This is a genomic window from Virgibacillus necropolis, assembly GCF_044793635.1.
GTDB classification, from domain to species: domain Bacteria; phylum Bacillota; class Bacilli; order Bacillales; family Amphibacillaceae; genus Virgibacillus_F; species Virgibacillus_F necropolis_A.
The window spans coordinates 572,915-592,800 of the sequence record NZ_CP084992.1; the positions used below are offsets into that span (position 1 = coordinate 572,915).

Below are 19,886 nucleotides of genomic sequence, written 5' to 3' on the forward strand. Positions count from 1 at the left end.
CTTATTTTTTTATACTGATGGCTATCCCATCACCAATAGGAACAATCACTGTGTGAAAGTTCTCGTTGTTTATTAACCATTGGTTATAGTTATTAATTTTGTTTGCAATCTTTGTGAATTTCGGATTATCGTTGCTAGGATTCGCAACATACCCTTTGAATAATACATTATCAGATATAATTAATCCACCTTTTCGTATGGATGGACTGTATAGTTCAAAAAAACGTTTATATTGACCTTTAGCTGCATCAATAAACATAAAATCAAATTGGTCCTGATTTCTAATCTCTTCCACAACTTCAAGCGCATCCCCATGTATCACTTGGATTTGCTGTAGTTTATTTTGTGCTTTAATTACATCTAACGCATATTTAAACCGTTCTTCGTCACGCTCAATAGTCGTAATTGTAGCGTTTGGATTTGCTTGAAGCATTCGCAGTGCTGAATAACCAATAGCCGTTCCAATTTCCAAAATGCGCGCGGGTTGGTGAATTCGAATGAGTTGTTGCAAAAAATGCATACTTACAGCATCCATAATTGGTACATGGTTTTCTTTTGCATATGATTCCAATTTGTTAACCCATTCTTCATTTAATGGAATCGTTTCTTGTAAATACTGGTTCAACAGTTCGTCATTCATGGGAATAGCTCCTTCCTCAATTGAGTAAAGATTGGCATATCGCACGTACCATGCCAATCTTTACTTACAAAAAAACTGGAAATGTGGGTTCCACCCACACTTCCTTAAAAATTAATCTATATATTTTTCTTTTAACTGTAGATGCTTGTCATAGTTTTCCGAGTAATGGATATTTCCTTCAGCATCATGAAGGAAATAGATGAATTTGGATTCCTCTGGATTAATTGCTGCCTTTAAGGAATTCTCGGCAAAATTTGAAATTGGACCGATTGGTAATTCATTAACATGATAGGTGTTATATGGTGACTTTACTTTTAAATCTTTTAATAATACTTTTTCCTTATGACCACCTAAAGCGTATAATACTGTAGGGTCAGTCTGTAAGGGCATTTCTTTTTCTAAACGATTATAAAATACACCAGCAATCTTCTTACGTTGTTTAAATGTTTTCGCTTCGTTTTCAAGTAAAGATGCCATCGTTAATGCTTTATGAACGGTAAGATCTTGTGCTGAGATGTCATCTAGATATGGTGTTACTACTGCTTTTGTCTTACTTAACATTTTTCCGACAACAGCTTCCACACTAGGTTTTTTGTCATAAAATTTATAAGTAGCAGCAAATAAATATCCTTCAAGTGGTGTACGTATATCTGGATTCAATATTTCCTTTGTTAAAATCGATGGATGTTGCTCAATTAATAATTCAACATACTCTACATTATTCACTTTCTTTAAAAAGTCCTCTTTACTAAACGGTAATTTTTTCGCATAAATTTTTGCCATTTGTTTAATCGTTTTACCTTCTGGAATTGTAACGCTATATTTTGGCTCTTCTAAAACCTTCCCATTTTTTAGTGATTCTATTATTTCATCTAATTTTATGGAAGGAGTAAATGTATAACTACCGGCTTGGAAATTTGATTCATTTTTAAACTTTATGTAAAAACGAAATACACGCGCATCCTTAATAATACCTTCATCTTCAAGAATAGTCGCTATGTCAGATGTAGAAGACCCCATCGGGATTTCAACTTTAACTTCTTTCTCACTATCAGGATTTACTGGTTCAAGCGCTGATTTCACGTACATATATCCAGAAATTCCACCAACTAGGAGAATCAAAATTAATGATATTATTACGATCGTCACAATTTTACGAACGGTTTTTGCATCTTCACTACGTTTGATTAGATTGTCCGTATAACTGCCTTTATCTTTCTTCTTGAACATATACTAACTCCTCTCATCCGCTATATTATACTAAAAATTAAATAGAATATCTATGATAAACCAAGAATTACGTAGAATTGGATATCAAAAATCCTTAAAAAACCAGCTTTATCGACAAAAATAATGCGCATAAAAAAGCTGATGTCCAAAAGACACCAGCTTTCTTATACTATACTGAACTTATAATTACTGTCCTGATTCTTCATCAGCAAGTGTATTTAACATTTCTTCAACCATTTCCCATTCCTCATCAGATTCAATTGGGAATAGAGATAAATCATTGTCATCAGCTTCTTTTTCTTCATAACGAAAAGCGTAAACTTCTACTTCCTCGTCATCTTTTTGTTCCACTGGTACTACTGCAATATATGATTGTTCTGTTTCATCTGCATCAAATGTGAACAACACTTCAAAAAGATGTTCCTCTCCATTTTCATCAGGTATAACAATACGTTCTTTTTCGTCTAAAGCCATTCCGTCACTCCTTTTCTATTTTTTGTCCAAATAGCCCTGCAAGATCATTACAGCCGCCATTTTATCAATAATTTTCTTTCTTTTTTTTCTGCTCATGTCTGCTTCCAATAAAACTCGTTCAGCAGCTACCGTTGTAAGACGCTCATCCCATAGGTCTGTTGGTATCTTGTGTATCTTTTCCACATGTTTAGCGTATGCAATTGATGCTTCTCCGCGTTCACCTATATCCCCATTCATGTGTTTTGGTAAACCAATTACAACTTTTTCAGCTTCATACTTCTCTATAATTGTTTTCAATTCCGCGTCAGCTGATTTGCGGTCATTTTCATTCCACTTAATAGTTGTAACACCTTGAGCAGTCCAGCCTAGTGCATCACTCACAGCAACACCTATCGTTTTTGATCCAACGTCTAATCCGATTATCTTCATTTACTAATCCTCTTGGTGATCTAGATAAAATTTAACCAATTCTTCTATTAACTCGTCTCTTTCAAGCTTACGAATTAAATTACGCGCGTCATTATATCTTGGTATATACGCAGGGTCACCAGATAATAAATAACCCACAATTTGATTAATCGGATTATACCCTTTTTCTTTAAGTGCCGCGTGGACTGTAAACAGGATTTCTTTAATATCTTGATCAAATGGTTCTTCCGAAAAATTAAATTTCATTGTCTTATCAATAGAGCTCATAGTGACACCTCATTCCAAGTTTTGGCTTCTACGATTATTCTAACATGTTTGTAATTAATATTATATCTTTTTTTACTATCATAAATACGTAGAGGTTAGTTTTTCACAGTTTCTTGCACATAATTGCTAGCAAAGGTTAAGGCCTCGTTTATTTTGCTCGGATCTTTCCCGCCTGCTTGCGCCATGTCTGGACGGCCTCCACCGCCTCCTCCACAAAGCTGTGCTGCCCCTTTAATTAACTTGCCAGCATGTAAACCCTTTTCGATTAAATCTTTTGATACACCTGCTGCTAATTGGACTTTGCTGTCATTGTCTGTAGCTAATAGGATCATGCCAGTTCCAAGCTTTTGTTTTAAATCATCTACCATACCTCGCAGCTGATTCATATCTTTTACATCCACTTTCTCTGCTAATAACGGAACATTATTAACCATCTTCACTCGATCTAGAATTGAAGATGCTTCAAGATTAGAAAGCTTTGAGCTTAAAGATTCATTTTCTTTCTGTAATAATTTCATATCTTTAAATATACCTTCAATTTTTTCAGGTACATTTTCCTGATTTGATTTTAATAATTGTCCTGCAGCCTTTAATGTATTCATTTTTTCATTGATAAAATGATAAGCATGTTTACTAGAAACCGCTTCAATACGACGTGTTCCTGCACCTATTCCCGTTTCATTCATGATCTTAAATAGACCAATTTCAGCGGTATTTCCTACATGACATCCACCGCAAAGCTCTATACTATAATCACTAACCTGAACAACACGGACAACATCGCCATATTTCTCACCAAACAGTGCCATAGCACCCATCTCTTTTGCTTCAGCAATCTTTTTATCTTCAATTATAAGTGGTATGGATAACCAGATTTTCTCATTTACTTTTGTTTCAATTTGTTTTATCTCATCATCTGTTATCGAACCAAAATGAGAAAAGTCAAATCGTAATCTTTCAGGGGTCACAAGCGATCCTGCTTGGTTCACATGATTACCTAGTATGTCCTTTAAAGCCTGATGTAACAAGTGTGTAGCTGTATGATTTTTAATAACTGCATTGCGGAAATTACGATCTACAGATGCTGATACTTGCTGACTTATTTTGAAAATACCATCCTTCACAGTTACACGATGAATATTTTGTCCTTTTGGTGCTTTTTGAACATCTTCAACAAACATGGAAGCATTTTCTGTATAAATCCATCCATTATCCGCAACTTGTCCACCACTTTCAGCATAAAACGGGGTTTCTTGTAAAAATACAAATGCATCATCCCCTACCTGTAAAGTATCGACAAATTCTTTCCCTTTAATCATTTGTGTAATTGTTGTATGAGTCTCTAAATGATCATATCCAATAAACTCACTTGCATGATCCACTTTGCTTAATATCTCATCTTGAACATGCATGGAGTCAACTTTTTGCCTCGCATTACGTGCACGTTCCCGTTGGTTCTGCATTTCTTGTTCAAAACCTTCTTCATCAATGGTAAAGCCTTTTTCCTCTACATATTCTTCGGTTAGTTCCTTTGGAAATCCATACGTATCATATAGACGGAATACTTCTTTTCCAGGAAAAATTTTACTTCCTTTGTTTATTTCATTATTCATAATTGTATTAAGCATCTCTAAACCATCATGTAATGTTTCATGAAAACGATCTTCTTCCATTTTCACAATCTGTTCAATGTGTCCCTGTTGATTTAATACCTCGGGATAAAAATCCTTCATTATATTACCAACAGTTGGGATCAATTTATACATAAATGGCTTTTCAATACCAATTTGTTTTGCAAAACGAACTGCCCTACGTAATAGCCTACGTAATACATAGCCACGTCCTTCGTTTGATGGAATTGCACTATCGCCAATTGCAAACGTAACCGTTCGAATATGATCAGCAATTACCTTGAACGCTGTATCACTATTACTATTCTTGCCATAAGTTACATTTGCAAACTTTTCGACCTGTTTTATGATTGGCATAAATAAATCCGTTTCAAAGTTTGTAGGAGTATCCTGGATAACACAAACCATTCGTTCAAGCCCCATGCCAGTATCTATGTTTTTCTTAGGTAATGGTGTATATGTGTCATCGGGATTGTGATTAAACTGAGAGAATACTAAATTCCATATTTCTAGATAACGGTCATTTTCTCCACCCGGATACAATTCTGGATCATTTGGGTCGTTTCCGTATTTCTCACCTCGGTCATAAAAAATCTCCGTATTTGGTCCACTTGGTCCTTCCCCGATATCCCAAAAGTTTTCTTCTAAACGGATAATCCGTTCTTTTGGTATTTTTAAGTCATTTAACCAAATATCATACGCTTCATCATCTTCTGGATGAACGGTGACCGATAAAAGTTCTGGATCAAATCCTATCCACTTATCACTTGTTAGAAATTCCCATCCCCACTCAATTGCTTCCTTTTTAAAGTAATCTCCAATTGAAAAGTTTCCTAGCATCTCAAAAAATGTATGATGGCGTGCAGTAAAACCTACATTTTCAATATCATTTGTCCGAATTGACTTTTGTGCATTTACTATACGAGGATTTTTTGGTATTACACGTCCATCAAAATATTTTTTTAGCGTTGCAACACCACTATTAATCCACAACAATGTTGGATCTTCAATTGGTACTAGGGATGCACTTGGCTCTACATTGTGTCCCTTCTCTTTAAAAAAGTCGATATACATTTGTCTTACTTCAGCAGATGAAAGTTGTTTCATAATTTTTTTCCTCCTATTAATTTTCTGTTAAACCCACACCAGCCTCCTGGTTATGCGTGTCACACATACCAATAGCCTCCGCTTTTAAAATTAGGCTGTTTTCTAAAAAAATTATCGTTTTTGCCACTAAATCAATGAACTACTACATTGCGGCAACGTTGATTTCCGCTTCGGGCAGTCGGGACATGACCGTTTTTAGCCAATTACCCGCAGGAGTCGACTGCCCTACAAAACACCTTGCTAGCGAAGGAAATACACGGAGACTCCTGCGGGAAAAGCGAAGACGATGAGACCCCACAGTGAGCGTTCTTTGCGAGCGAGGAGGCTCAGCGCAAGCCCGCGGAAAGCGTAGTGTATTTCCGGAGCGGTATGTTATGACACAATTTTTCGCAAGGATTGAATGGCAACAAAACTTACGAAAAGAGCTTAAAATTAAAAAAATCCCGTCTCTGCATATTTGCAGGGACGAGATATTATCGCGGTACCACCCTAATTATGAACAAAACAATATAAATCAATTGTTCATCACTTGATCATGGTAACGGTTTGAAACCGACGGGTATTAACCATACTCCAGTTTAGCTTTCCATGACTCTTATAATAGGATTTCTCTCAGCCAAATGGAAATCCCTCTCTTAACTACAGAACATCATGTACTTAGAACCTTCAACATTTTTTCATATAACTAATTCATTAGCATTTTATAAGTTACTTTAGTGTAATTAATTTCCGTACATATGTCAATCAGTAGAATTTTTTGTAACAACTTGCTTAACAATTTCATTACAAATGGTTAATAATGGAACAGCTAATAACAATCCTATCACACCACCAATCTTCCCACCAACGAGAAGTGCGAAAATAATAGCCACTGGATGGATGTGTATGCTCTTTCCTACGATATACGGAGAAAGTAAATTACTTTCGATCAATTGAATAACAAATACCGTTAACAATACAAAAAGGACAAGCTTTGTTGACACGGTTAATGCTATGGCCAGGGCAGGAAGCGCTCCGATTATGGGGCCGAAATAAGGGATAAAGTTAGTGACACCCATTATGATAGCCAACACCAACGCATATTTTAAGTCAAGAAAATAAAAGCAAGTAAATGTAGTAATACTTACAAAAAGACTTACCAGCAATTGTCCACGTATATAGTTCCCAAGGCTTTTATCAATTGAATACAGTACTTCGTGTGCCCGTTGGTGGTACTTTGAGGGAATCCACTTTTTCAGCCAATCTTTAATCCGCTTGGTGTCTTTTAGAAAATAAAAAACCAGAACTGGAATCACTGTAATAACAATAATAATATCAAAAATCTTTGTAATAGAAGTTACAAGTTTTGAGACCATATTTTCCATGCCGGACTCAATCTTAAGAAATAAACCATCCATCTTATCATGAACCATCTCAGGCAAGAACGCTGTTGACTCATATAGTTGATAAATCCATTTTTTATAGGTTGTGATAAATTCCGGCAGCTGCTCGCTTAAATCAGTTAGTTGCATGACAAACAATGGATAAATACGGTTGACCGCAAATATGATGCCCCCGAAGAATAATACATAAATGATTAGAATTGCTAATCCTTTTGGAATGTTTAAGGAGTGAATCCTTTGCACAATTGGATAAAGTAAATATGCGATAAAAAGAGATAATAAGAATGGGAAAAAAATGCTCCACAAAAAGGAAAAAACAGCTCCATAAAAAGGGAACAGTTTTACAAATAGAAAAAATAATAGGAAAGACAAAATGCAGATTATTAGCCAATATAAAATATGTAAGGGGTTTTCTTCTTTAAACATAAATGGCGCTCCTTAGTTTTAAAAAGTAGGTACATATTAAAACTAATCCTCACCATTGTACTCTTCGCTCATCATCCGTAAACAAGTCATTTAATGAACTTAGAGATCCATCCGACTCAATTTGATGGATGATAACTTCCTCATCTACTACCGTTATTTCAATAAAACAATTCCAGCAATAAAATTGTTGAGAGCCTATTTTTCCTAAATCTTTCCGATTGCAATTTGGGCATTCCATAACCTACATTAACTCCTTTTATATGGCAATACATTATTACGTTATGCTAACCCAATTAAATCTAAATTATACATATTTTACATAAAATCATACGGAGAAATTTCCTCTTCAGTAATGCCTTCCTTTTCTTTTTCTATTTCATTCGGTAATCGGTCGTGTAATTGCCTTACTAGACTGGTGTATCGTTTGTTTGTATCCATTGTATTTACACCTTGTAAAAATGCTTGTACTTCCCCGCATATGATTAAAGATTGTTTGCTTCTCGTAATGGCTGTATATAATAAATTTTTACGTAGCATTCGACGGTATGTGGACACAACTGGCAACAAGACAATTGGAAACTCACTTCCTTGTGATTTATGGATGGAAATACAATAAGCATGCATGATGTTTGTATAATCCTTTTTCTCATACACAACATCTTTTCCCTCAAATGTTACAACAATTTGCTCAACATTTTCTTTATTTTCATCCTCAAAAAAGATTGCAACAATTTCTCCAATATCCCCATTTGAAACGCCATCTTCAGGCTGATTGACCAATTGGAGCACTTTATCTCCAACCCGGAAAATTGTATCGTATACTTTCACTTCCCGTCTGCCTTTGGTTTTTGGATTTACAATTGTTTGAAGTGTTTTATTAATAATCGTAATCCCGGCTTGCGAGCGATACATTGGCGCTAATACCTGAATATCCTTTAGATCAATACCTTTATTAGCTGCATGGGAAAATACTTTTGAAATTACATCAATCATATGGAATTCATTACATTTAAGAAAGCTAAAGTCCTTATCATTTTGGAGGGTCTCTGTCGTACATTCATTGTTTTTTATAATATGGGCTAGTTGAATTATCTTAGACCCTTCTTTTTGTCTATATACCTCACTTAGACTTACTAGTGGAATGGAGTGACTCGCTAATAAGTCAGAGAGAACCTGTCCTGGCCCAACGGAAGGCAACTGATCCTCATCACCAACTAGTAAGACTTGCATGTCATCTGGAATTGCTTTTAACAGACTATTAGCAAGCCAAATATCTACCATTGAAAATTCATCGACGATTATGAACTTTCCTGACAATGGCTCGTTTTGATCTTTATCAAATCCACTATTTCCATCCCAACCTAGTAATCGATGGATGGTAACTGCAGGAAGTCCAGTTGATTCATTTAAGCGTTTTGCCGCACGGCCGGTTGGTGCCGTTAAAACAAAGGGATACTCAGATTGATTATCATAATCTTTTGGATCAATAGAAACATCATGAATAGCTGCATAAGCATCAACAATACCTTTTATTACTGTAGTTTTCCCTGTTCCAGGTCCACCTGTGACAATCATTAATTTGGAATGTAATGCTTGATTAATAGCATTGAATTGTTCTTTCCCATAGCTTAATGTTTCCGCTTCTTCAATATCGCCAATAATTTTCATCATCTCTGCTAACGGAGTCTCGTGTTCGATAGGCTTCGTAATTAACCGCTTCACATGCGAAGCAAAGCCATCCTCTGCATAATACAAAGAAGGTAAATAGACGTTCCCATTTTGAATAATCATTGTTTTATCTGTATTTAATGATTCCAATCGATTTTTGACGGTATCCTCATCTAACGCAGTACTTGTTTTTCCTAATAACTGAATTACGCGTGTTATACATTCGGGGACAGGTAAATATACATGGCCATCCTGTACACTTTTTTGCATGACATATATGCACCCAGCACCTATCCGGTTGGGATGTGTTAGTGATAGTCCATTTATGCCGGCAATTTCATCGGCTTTTTGGAATCCGAAACCCTCTACATCAAATACATATTGATAAGGGTCTTTTTGAAGAACGTCTATCGATTCATCCTTATAAACCTGATATATCTTCTGAGCAAGCTTTAATCCAATCCCAAACTTAGATAAACGTACAACCACATGCTCAAATCCTTCATTTTCTTGTAATGTTTTTACTAAGTGCTCAGCTTTGTCTGGTTTCAATCCTTGAACATCGTTTAAAACATCTGGATTAATTAATATTTGTGAGATAGCATTTTCACCTAGATGTTCAATTATTTTACTAGCTGTTTTTTTGCCTATTCCGTAAAATAAATCGCTCGACAAATAAGCAATTAAACCGTCCTTAGTATCTGGTATATTCGATTCATAAGAAGTAACTTGATATTGGAGACCAAACTTATTATGTCGTTCCATTTGACCATAAAAGATATAATCCTTTGCTTCTTGAAGGTTGGAAAAGTAACCCTTCACAACAACTTCTTTATCCTGTAGCTCTTCATTCGTATCAATTACTTTTATTTTTGCAATCGAAAAATGCTCTGTAGCATTATGAAAAATTGTGTACAGAAGCTCCCCTTTAATATATTTTTGTATTTCAAGTTCCCTCGATTGCTCAACGTTTGTCATCAAAACAACCTCACTCTTACTCTTTGTTTTCGTCAATTAATTTTTGTGTTTGCTCTTTACCATTTGCTGCAAGCACATGATCGGGTTGAATCGACAATGCCGTATCAAAATGTGTCATAGCTTTATCCGTTTGATCATTATATAAAGCAATAACGCCTAAATTATAATGTGCATCACTATGCTCATCATTAAGTTTTAATACTTTTTCAAATACAGTTTTCGACTCGTTTAAATGATCACTTTGGGCCAGTGCCAGGCCATATTGGAAAGCAATTTCATCATCATTTGGCTCAAGTTCTGTCGCTCGCAGAAGATATGGCAGTGAAAGCTTCATTTGTTCCTGATTTTGCAATGTCATACCAAGCATGTAGTATACATCACCTTCTTCCAAACCTAGCTCAATTGCCTTTTGGAAGTTTTCCTGTGCTTTACCAAATACAGACTCTTCTAAAAAAACATTACCAAGACCATAATAAGCTGTTGCAGCATGTTCATCTAACTCAATTGCTTTTTCAAAAAAACGTTGTGCCCGTGGTAATTCATGAAGGTGCATCAATAAATTCCCAAAATTAATATAACCAACTGGATCTTCAGGTTGTTCCTCAATAATCTCCGTGAAAAGCTTCGCAGACTCTTCAAATTTCTTTTCTTGCATAAATTCAATTGCTTGTTGCATTTTATCCAATTCCAACACCACACATTTCTATAATTATTTATGTAAGTAAAAGGATCCAGCTCCATTTGTTTAATGGAACAGGGATCCTTTTGTAATAATACGAACTAACCGACATAGCTAATTCGTTGATCGTTTTTAATCACTTGGTCAATTGTACCTCCGCCAAGGCATTTCTCTCCATCGTAAAATACAACAGCTTGTCCTGGAGTAATCGAACGTTGTCTATCATGAAAGTTAACGTGAACGGTGCCATTGTCCAATATAGATACTGTCACTTCACTATCTTTTTGACGATAGCGGAACTTTGCAGTACAAGTAAACGATTTACCAAGATCTTTCGTTGTGATCCAATTCAGATCTGTTGCTATTAAACTATCCGAATATAAATGTTCATTTGTTGATCCTTGTTCCACATACAAAACATTATCCTTTAAATTTTTACCTACAACAAACCACGCATCACCGGAACCACCAATTCCTAGACCTTGACGTTGTCCAATAGTGTAATACATCAGACCTTCGTGGTTACCTTTTACTTCATTTTGTAATGTTTTCATTTTGCCTGGTTGAGCTGGCAGGTACTCACTCAAAAATTCTTTGAAATTACGTTCTCCAATAAAGCAAATGCCAGTGCTATCTTTCTTTGTAGCAGTTGCCAGACCATGTTCAGCTGCAATTTCCCTTACTTCTTTTTTGGGCAGATGACCTAAAGGAAACATAACCTTTTCTAAAACACCCTGTGTGAGTTGATTTAAAAAGTATGTTTGATCTTTATTATCATCGACACCACGAAGCATTTCATACTCACCATTATGCTGCCTTACTTGTGCATAATGTCCTGTTGCTAAATAATCAGCACCAAGAGATATTGCATGATCTAAAAATGCTTTAAATTTAATCTCTTTGTTACACATTACATCCGGATTCGGCGTTCGCCCGGCTTTATATTCGTCTAGGAAATAAGTAAATACTTTATCCCAATATTGTTTTTCAAAATTAACAGCATAATAAGGAATACCAATTTGATTACAGACCCGTACAACATCATCAAAATCTTCTGTTGCCGTACAGAAACCATTTTCGTCTGTGTCATCCCAGTTTTTCATGAAAATCCCTACAACATCGTACCCTTGTTCTTTAAGTAATAGGGCAGCTACAGAAGAGTCGACTCCCCCGCTCATTCCTACGACTACGCGTATATCTTTATTATTTTCCATTATGTTTCACCACCTGTTTATCTAGAGGTTAATCGCTTAACAATGGAAGCAACACGTTCTGCCGCATCCACAATATCCTCTTTTTTATTATGAAGGCCAAAGCTAAATCGAATTGAATTAGTTGTTCGTACACTTTCCGAACCGTACATCGCACTTAGTACATGTGAAGGCTCAACAGACCCGGCCGTACAAGCACTACCACTTGATGCCGCTATTCCGGACAAATCAAAGTTCGTTAATAACTGCTCAACATCTGTATCTGGAAAACTAATATTGATAATGGAAGGAACGGCATTTTCCCGATCCCCATTTAATTCAAAATTAACTTCAGCTTGTTCTAATGTTTCTAAAAATGTTTTTTTATAGTCTGTATATGTTTCTATTCGTTCATCCATTTGATCTGTCAACAGTTGAACTGCATGTTGAAAGCCAACTACACTAACCACATTTTCTGTACCTGGACGTTGTTTTCGTTCTTGTTCCCCACCAAATTGTAATGCATTAATTTGCACATTCTTCTTTATATATAAAAACCCAATGCCTTTAGGTCCATTAATTTTATGCGAACTTACGGTCAACAAATCAATATTATCTTTTTTTACATCGATTGTTAATTGACTATATGCTTGTACAGCATCGGTATGGAAATAAGCCTGATGATCTTTTATAAGCTCACCAATTTCATGAATCGGTTGAATTATTCCAGTTTCATTATTAACTGTCATAATCGATACAACAGTTGTTTGATCTGTTAATGCATTCTGCAAATCTTGTAAAGCTATTTTTCCATCTTCATACACAGGTAAATACGTAACCTCAAAGCCTGTTTCCTCTAAATGCTCTGCTGCATGGAGAATTGCATGATGCTCCTGCGCCGTTGTAATGATGTGATTACCTTTTTGTTTATTCGCTAGAGCAGTTCCGATAAGTGCCAGGTTATCGGCCTCAGTACCCCCACTTGTAATAAAAATTTCTTTTTCATCGGCATGAATACTTTTAGCAAATACAATTCTTGCCTGATCCATCATGTGCCTTGCTTTTCTGCCAAATGCATGCACGCTTGATGGATTTCCAAAAACCTCAGAATAAATTGGAATCATTGCTTCTATCACTTCTTGGGCCATCGGAGTTGTAGCAGCATGATCCAAATATATGTGATTCATGTTAAACATTTCCTTCCTATCAACTTTCTAAATATAGAACATGTATGATTCTTGATGCTGGTCATCATCATGTTGAACTAGATCTTCCAATGTAGTCGTATCTAATACATCTTTTACCGCATCTCGAATACGCAGCCACAATGCCTGTTTAGCAGCATCTTCCTCTTCGATACCTTCAACCGGCGTAATCGGGCCTTCGAGAACTCTAATAATATCCCCTGCTGTGATAGCTTTTGGCTCGTCGGCTAGCATATAACCACCGTAAGCTCCACGGACACTTTTAACTAAACGAGCGTTTCTTAGTGGAGATGCTAATTGTTCCAAATAATGCTCAGATAAATCTTTCTCACGTGCTATTGATTTAAGTGATACTGGTCCCTTTCCATAATGTTTAGCGAGTTCAATCATAATGGTAAGTCCGTATCGTCCTTTTGTAGAAATCTTCATACTTTACACCTCTGTTTATATTATAAGAAAAGCGTAAGCGCCTTGTCCACCCCCGACAAGCTTAAGACGAGCCTCTATGTGACGGTTTCTTGTCACAAAGAGGATTGATAAGGAAGTTCGATTAAAACCGGCACGTCCTGTGCCAACATCGAACTAACCCACGTCCGGTGGGCCAGAGGGGGTAGGCGCTGAAGCTAGACAACTAAATGATACTACTTTTATAGGTAGAAAATAAATTATTCTAGTTTGTCTTATTACAAGAAGTTATTGACTCATGATATTATAGCATGAATAGTGAATAAGTTGCATTCAACGTAAATTTCAGACAAGAGGATGGTAATTATGAAACAGAAACCATTAGCGTATCGCATGAGACCTACACACATAAACGAAATAATTGGGCAAGAACACATAGTAGGCGATGGGAAAATAGTAAATCGAATGATCCATGCAGAAAGATTAGCATCCATGATTTTATATGGCCCACCTGGGACTGGTAAAACCTCAATGGCTGTCGCATTAGGAAAAAGTCTAAATATACCTGTCAAAATGCTAAATGCAGTTGTAGATAAGAAAAAGGATATGGAAATTGTAGTAGAAGAAGCAAAAATGATTGGTCAAGTAGTCCTAGTCCTTGACGAGGTTCATCGTCTGGACAAAGCAAAACAAGATTTCTTATTGCCTTACTTAGAAAGTGATTTAATCACATTAATTGGATGTACGACAAGTAATCCTTATCATTCTATTAATCCGGCTATCAGAAGTAGATGTCATTTATTTGAGCTACATGCATTAACTCCCCCGGACATTAAGATTGCAATAGAAAGAGCGATAAAAGATGAGGACAAAGGTTTAGGAAAATACAATGTAAACCTAACTGATGATGCATTAGAACAGTTTTCACATGCTGCGAATGGGGACTTACGCTCAGCTTTAAATGGACTGGAACTGGCGGTATTTTCTACCCCAAAGGATAATCAAAACGAGGTCAACATCACGCTTAACGTTGCAGAAGAATGTATGCAAAAGAAAAGTTTTTCACATGACAAAAATGGTGATGCGCATTATGATGTATTGTCCGCATTCCAAAAATCTATTCGTGGAAGTGATGTCAATGCAGCATTACACTATTTAGGCAGATTAATCGAAGCCGGAGATCTGGATAGCATAGCAAGGCGAATGATAGTTTGTGCATATGAAGATATCGGAGTCGCCAATCCACAAGCTGGTCCTCGTGCATTAGCTGCAGTGCAAGCAGCTGAACGTCTTGGGTTTCCGGAGGCACGGATACCGTTATCTGTGGTTATTGTTGAACTTTGCCTATCGCCTAAATCAAATACGGCGTACAAGGCGCTTGATGCAGCATTAGCCGATATTAGAAGTGGAAAAAGTGGTGATATCCCCATTCACCTTAAAGACTCTCACTATAGTGGGGCCAAAAGCTTGGGTAGGGGTGTTGAATATAAATACCCTCACAATTACGAAAATAATTGGGTGAATCAAGAATACCTTCCTGAAACTATACGGAAAAGAGAATACTATAAACCTAAGAAAACAGGTAAATTTGAGCAAGCTATGAAACAAGTATATGAAAAAATTAAACAAGATAAAAATAATAGCAAGTGAGATAGGTATATTTCTTTTTACATACGGTAAAACTAGTTAACACATAACGATGTGCAATAAATAATACTAGTTGCCGTAGTAAAAGGAGCTGAACATAGTGGTTAAAGTTAGACAGGATGCTTGGTCTCATGAAGATGATTTACTTTTAGCAGAAACTGTTTTACGTCATATACGCGAAGGTAGCACTCAATTAAATGCATTTGAAGAAGTTGGTGATCACTTAAATCGAACTTCTGCAGCGTGTGGGTTTAGATGGAATGCTGAAGTAAGAAATAAATATGACCATGCTATTGATCTTGCAAAAAGACAGCGTAAAGAGAAAAAGAGAGCAGTGGCTGTAGCTGTTCAATCACAAAACCAACCGGTAAACCAAGTAGAACAAAAGGTTAAACAAACAAATGAAGTAAACACAGTCACACAACCAACAGAGTCCGTTATATCAATGGACATGGTTATCGGATATTTAAAGCAGGTAAAAAAGGAAAATCAAACTTCCAATCAATCAAAAGCTTCCCTTGAACGACTAGAAACAGAGAATCAAGGATTAAGAAATCATGTAAGTGAATTGGAAAAGAAATTAACTGTTACCGAAAAACAATTAAGCACCATTCAAGAAGACTATCAGGTTTTCGTACAAATTATGGAACGCGCACGAAAGATGACTGTATTAGACGACCAGGGTCCAATGAAAACACCCGCATTTCGAATGGACAAAAACGGGAACTTGCAGCAAGTCGCAGATGGTACAAATAATTAAAGAAAAGGCTGGCACAAAACGTATAGTACGTTTTGTGCCAGCCTTTTCTTCTATGTATACAATTAATCCCGATTGTGCCGTCTACTTCTTTTGTTTTGATCCCGCTCGCAGCAGGTGGGTGCCTTGTTCTATACATATTATGCTTCCTCTTGCTAAGTAAGTAAAAGGCTTGCACGCAACACAGAAACGATCGGGCTCCCAAGTATAAAAATGTTCGGTCAAAACGTTTTATAGACAAACACATCAGGATTAAATGCATCACTTATTTAATGTGTAAGATAATCATAACACAGTATAATTATTTTTTCAATATAGATAATTGTGAAAATTACATTACATTCATTTCAGACTTTTTACATTTACGCTTTTTTGTTATTTTTTTTATTTAATTGAATAGAAAGTTCGTCTAGTTGGTTAGTTGCTACTTCACTTGGTGCATCTGTTAATGGATCCGAAGCAGACGCTGTCTTTGGAAATAGGATTGTGTCACGAAGGTTAGACCTACCCGCTAACAACATAATAATTCTATCCAATCCAAGAGCAATTCCCCCGTGTGGTGGTGCTCCGTACTCTAATGCTTCTAACAGAAAGCCAAACTGTTCCTGAGCTTGTTCAGGAGTAAAGCCTAGTACTTCAAACATTTTATCTTGTTGTTCACGTTGATAAATTCGTAATGATCCACCACCGAGCTCATAACCATTTAAAACTAAGTCATATGCTTTTGCTCGAACATTTGCAGGATCTGTTGATAATTTACTAACATCTTCATCCATTGGCATCGTAAATGGATGATGTGCAGCATGATATCTGCCTGCATCCTCATCATATTCCAATAAAGGCCAGTCTGTTACCCATAAGAAGTTAAATTTGCTCTCATCGATAAGATTCATTTCTTTAGCCAGTTTTAGACGAAGTGCTCCAAGACTGTCGTATACAACGGATGATTTATCCGCAACAAAAAGAAGTAAATCCCCATCATTAACATCTGCCTTACTACTTATCGCAGATACTTCTTCCTCTGTTAAAAACTTTGAAATAGGCCCTTTCAGCTCGTCGCCTTCCACTTTTAACCAAGCAAGACCCTTAGCCCCATAAACCTTAACAAAATCCGTAAGCTTATCAATATCTTTTCGTGAATAATTGGATGCTTGATTTTTGGCGTTTATTAGCGCAACCTTACCTCCATTACTCACTGCACTTTGGAAAACTTTAAAGGAAGAATCTTTTACACTATCAGATATATGGATAAGTTCCATTTCAAAACGAGTATCCGGTTTATCTGAGCCATAGCGGTCCATTGCTTCCTGATATTTCATACGTGGCAATGGCAAGGCTAGCTCTATACCTTTTACCTCAGTCATTACATTTTGCATCATGTTTTCTGTCATCTTCATAATTTCATCACTGGACATGAATGAAGTTTCAATATCAATTTGTGTGAATTCTGGCTGACGGTCTGCACGCAAATCTTCATCTCGGAAGCATCGTGCAATTTGATAATACTTCTCAAAACCTGAAACCATGATCAATTGCTTAAACAATTGTGGTGATTGTGGTAATGCATAGAATTCTCCTGCATGCACGCGACTAGGTACTAAATAGTCCCGCGCTCCCTCTGGTGTGCTTTTTGTTAAAATAGGTGTTTCCATTTCCAGGAACTCATTGTCATTCAAGAAATTGCGGATTACCTGTGTTGTACGATGACGTAGTTTAAATGTTTCCTGCAATGGGCTTCTTCGTAAATCCATATACCGGTATTTTAATCGTAAATCCTCTGCAACATCAGTCTCATCTTGTATAAGAAACGGAGGGTTTTTTGACTTATTTAATATTTCAATAGAATTAACAAATACCTCAATTGCGCCTGTTTTCATTAATTCATTAATTGTACTAGAATCCCGTTTAACAACATGCCCTTTTACTTCAACTACATACTCGCTTCTCACAGACTCAGCTATTTCAAGCGCCTCTTTGGAAACGGTAGGATTGAACACGATTTGAACGATTCCTGATTTATCACGCAGGTCTATAAAAATCAATCCACCTAAATCACGTCTTTTTTGTACCCATCCTTTAAGTAATACTTCCTGATCAATATGGTCTGAACTTAATGTCCCCGCTAAAATCCGCGTTTCTTTTTCCATTATGAAATACCTCCCTCTTGTTTCGTTACAGTTTGCATGTAAGATACTATATCTGAAATAGCAACCTTGGTTTGGTTACCTGTTTTCATATCTTTTACATTGATTTCTTGGTTTTCTATTTCCTGATCACCTAACACAAGGACAACCCTTGCGTTTACACGATCTGCAGCTTTAAATTGACCTTTCATTTTACGACCTTGATAATCACGATCCACCTGAATTCCATTTTCACGTAATGTGTGTACAAGACGAACGGATTCTGATTCTGCATTATCACCGAATGCCACTAAAAAACAATCTAGTTGATCATCAACAGGTAATGTAACATTTTCAGCTTCCAGTGCCATTAACAATCTTTCTATTCCCATTCCAAATCCAATACCAGGTGTGTTTGGACCGCCTAAATCTTCTACAAGACCATTATATCGGCCACCACCAGCTAACGTAGTGATTGAACCAAACCCCTCGGCTTCACTCATAATTTCAAATGCCGTGTGATTATAATAATCTAATCCTCGAACTAAACTTTTATCTACTGTATATGGAATATTCATCAAATCTAAATAGGTCTTAACTTGTTCAAAATAGGAACTAGATTCCTCATTTAAATAATCTACCATGGATGGTGCTGTTTTCATTGCAGGATGTTCACTGTCTTTTTTGCAATCTAATATTCGTAAAGGATTTTGAGTCAAACGTGATTGACAATCGTTACACAATTCATCTTTATGCGGTGTAAAGTGCTGAACTAATGCCTCCCGATAATTATTTCGACTTTCATTATCACCTAAGCTGTTAATAACAAGCTTCAGTGATTTTAATCCAAGCTCTTTATAGCATGTCATCGCCAAATCAATTACTTCAGCATCTACAGCAGGGTCTGCGCTGCCCATTGCCTCTACACCAAATTGGTTTAATTGACGCATTCTACCTTTTTGAGGACGCTCATAACGGAACATCTGCCCAAAGTAATAAAGTTTCACTGGCTGAATTGGGGAACCAAATAACTTGTTTTCAACAAAAGCTCGAACAACTGAAGCAGTTCCTTCTGGCCGTAAAGTTAGGCTTCTACCACCACGATCTTCAAATGTATACATCTCTTTTTGAACAATATCTGTTGAATCCCCTACACCTCGTTGAAATAACTCCGTGTGCTCGAATAACGGGGTACGAATTTCGCTAAAATGAAATCTGTCACACACATTTTTTATAACGCTCTCCATATATTGCCATTTTTTAGCAGTTTCAGGTAAAATATCCACGGTACCTCGTGGGGCTTGAATGTTCATTGGTTTTTCCTCCTTTAGTATCAGTAAAAAAACATAAAAAAACTCCCATCCCAATATAAAAAAGGGACGAGAGTTTACCCGCGTTGCCACCCTAGTTGATGCAATATCTAGCATCCACTCTTCACAGTTAACGCCTGCAAAACGTCTTAACCTACATTGAATTCAATTAAGATCCTAAGGAATGTCTTTCATTAAGTTAGTATGTGAAAATGCTTGCAGCCGACGACATTTCCTCTCTATACATCTAATACTTAACTACTTTTTCCCTCAAACGGGTATTATGTATTTATTATTTGATAACTGTCGAATCATTATAGAATGATTATAATATTAAT

17 protein-coding genes, 1 other RNA gene and 2 other annotated features are annotated in these 19,886 nt (G+C 36.4%); of the genes, 2 read left to right on the forward strand and 16 right to left on the reverse strand.

The annotated features are described in order from the left end of the window. Position 1: 1 nt before the first annotated feature. The 13 genes from LG329_RS02975 to cymR form a co-directional block, all read right to left on the reverse strand. Entirely contained in the window at positions 2–640 is a 639-nt protein-coding gene (locus LG329_RS02975; protein WP_404453131.1) for an O-methyltransferase, read from the reverse strand. Between the two features lie 111 nt (positions 641–751). Beyond that, on the reverse strand, positions 752–1,870 hold the full coding sequence (gene mltG, locus LG329_RS02980) for an endolytic transglycosylase MltG (protein WP_404453134.1): 1,119 nt from the start codon (positions 1,868–1,870) through the stop codon (positions 752–754). A 186-nt stretch (positions 1,871–2,056) separates the two neighbouring features. Further along, positions 2,057–2,344, reverse strand: a complete 288-nt coding sequence (locus tag LG329_RS02985; RefSeq protein ID WP_404453137.1) for a DUF1292 domain-containing protein — start codon at positions 2,342–2,344, stop codon at positions 2,057–2,059. Positions 2,345–2,359: 15 nt separating this feature from the next. Further along, positions 2,360–2,773, reverse strand: a complete 414-nt coding sequence (gene ruvX, locus LG329_RS02990) for a Holliday junction resolvase RuvX (RefSeq protein WP_404453140.1) — start codon at positions 2,771–2,773, stop codon at positions 2,360–2,362. A 3-nt stretch (positions 2,774–2,776) separates the two neighbouring features. Further along, positions 2,777–3,040, reverse strand: a complete 264-nt coding sequence (locus tag LG329_RS02995; RefSeq protein ID WP_404453143.1) for an IreB family regulatory phosphoprotein — start codon at positions 3,038–3,040, stop codon at positions 2,777–2,779. 95 nt (positions 3,041–3,135) lie between these two features. Then, positions 3,136–5,778 (reverse strand): alanine--tRNA ligase, encoded by a 2,643-nt coding sequence (gene alaS, locus LG329_RS03000; RefSeq protein WP_404453146.1) that lies wholly within the window; start codon positions 5,776–5,778, stop codon positions 3,136–3,138. 458 nt (positions 5,779–6,236) lie between these two features. Next, positions 6,237–6,457, reverse strand: a binding site (T-box leader). Between the two features lie 61 nt (positions 6,458–6,518). Next, positions 6,519–7,586: an AI-2E family transporter gene (locus LG329_RS03005; protein ID WP_404453148.1), complete on the reverse strand. Its 1,068-nt coding sequence runs from the start codon at positions 7,584–7,586 to the stop codon at positions 6,519–6,521. 49 nt (positions 7,587–7,635) lie between these two features. After that, positions 7,636–7,824 (reverse strand): hypothetical protein, encoded by a 189-nt coding sequence (locus LG329_RS03010; RefSeq protein ID WP_404453150.1) that lies wholly within the window; start codon positions 7,822–7,824, stop codon positions 7,636–7,638. A gap of 77 nt (positions 7,825–7,901) precedes the next feature. Then, positions 7,902–10,232, reverse strand: coding sequence for an ATP-dependent RecD-like DNA helicase (locus tag LG329_RS03015; protein WP_404453152.1), 2,331 nt, complete (start codon positions 10,230–10,232; stop codon positions 7,902–7,904). A 16-nt stretch (positions 10,233–10,248) separates the two neighbouring features. After that, positions 10,249–10,908 carry a tetratricopeptide repeat protein gene (locus tag LG329_RS03020; protein ID WP_404456385.1) on the reverse strand — a complete coding sequence of 220 codons (660 nt, stop codon included), beginning with the start codon at positions 10,906–10,908 and terminating at the stop codon, positions 10,249–10,251. A 104-nt stretch (positions 10,909–11,012) separates the two neighbouring features. Next, positions 11,013–12,125, reverse strand: coding sequence for a tRNA 2-thiouridine(34) synthase MnmA (mnmA, locus tag LG329_RS03025; protein ID WP_404453155.1), 1,113 nt, complete (start codon positions 12,123–12,125; stop codon positions 11,013–11,015). Between the two features lie 17 nt (positions 12,126–12,142). After that, a complete protein-coding gene (locus LG329_RS03030; RefSeq protein WP_404453157.1) occupies positions 12,143–13,288 on the reverse strand; it encodes a cysteine desulfurase family protein in 1,146 nt (381 codons plus the stop codon). A gap of 27 nt (positions 13,289–13,315) precedes the next feature. Then, on the reverse strand, positions 13,316–13,735 hold the full coding sequence (gene cymR, locus LG329_RS03035; RefSeq protein ID WP_404453160.1) for a cysteine metabolism transcriptional regulator CymR: 420 nt from the start codon (positions 13,733–13,735) through the stop codon (positions 13,316–13,318). A 342-nt stretch (positions 13,736–14,077) separates the two neighbouring features. Here cymR and LG329_RS03040 point away from each other — a divergent pair, with 342 nt between their 5' ends. Together LG329_RS03040 and LG329_RS03045 are read left to right on the forward strand one after the other, a co-directional pair. Continuing rightward, positions 14,078–15,361 carry a replication-associated recombination protein A gene (locus tag LG329_RS03040; protein WP_404453163.1) on the forward strand — a complete coding sequence of 428 codons (1,284 nt, stop codon included), beginning with the start codon at positions 14,078–14,080 and terminating at the stop codon, positions 15,359–15,361. A gap of 97 nt (positions 15,362–15,458) precedes the next feature. Then, on the forward strand, positions 15,459–16,118 hold the full coding sequence (locus tag LG329_RS03045) for an RsfA family transcriptional regulator (RefSeq protein WP_404453166.1): 660 nt from the start codon (positions 15,459–15,461) through the stop codon (positions 16,116–16,118). 61 nt (positions 16,119–16,179) lie between these two features. Here the strand turns inward: LG329_RS03045 and ssrS are convergent. The 3 genes from ssrS to hisS all read right to left on the reverse strand — a co-directional run bounded on the left by ssrS (position 16,180) and on the right by hisS (position 19,551). Then, positions 16,180–16,371, reverse strand: a non-coding RNA gene (gene ssrS, locus LG329_RS03050) — 6S RNA. A 106-nt stretch (positions 16,372–16,477) separates the two neighbouring features. Next, complete coding sequence (gene aspS / locus LG329_RS03055; RefSeq protein ID WP_404453168.1) at positions 16,478–18,262, reverse strand: aspartate--tRNA ligase; 1,785 nt, start codon at positions 18,260–18,262, stop codon at positions 16,478–16,480. Then, a complete protein-coding gene (gene hisS, locus LG329_RS03060; protein ID WP_404453171.1) occupies positions 18,262–19,551 on the reverse strand; it encodes a histidine--tRNA ligase in 1,290 nt (429 codons plus the stop codon). The genes aspS and hisS overlap by 1 nt, the downstream gene beginning before the upstream one ends. A 59-nt stretch (positions 19,552–19,610) precedes the next feature. After that, positions 19,611–19,832, reverse strand: a binding site (T-box leader). Between the last annotated feature and the right edge of the window lie 54 nt (positions 19,833–19,886).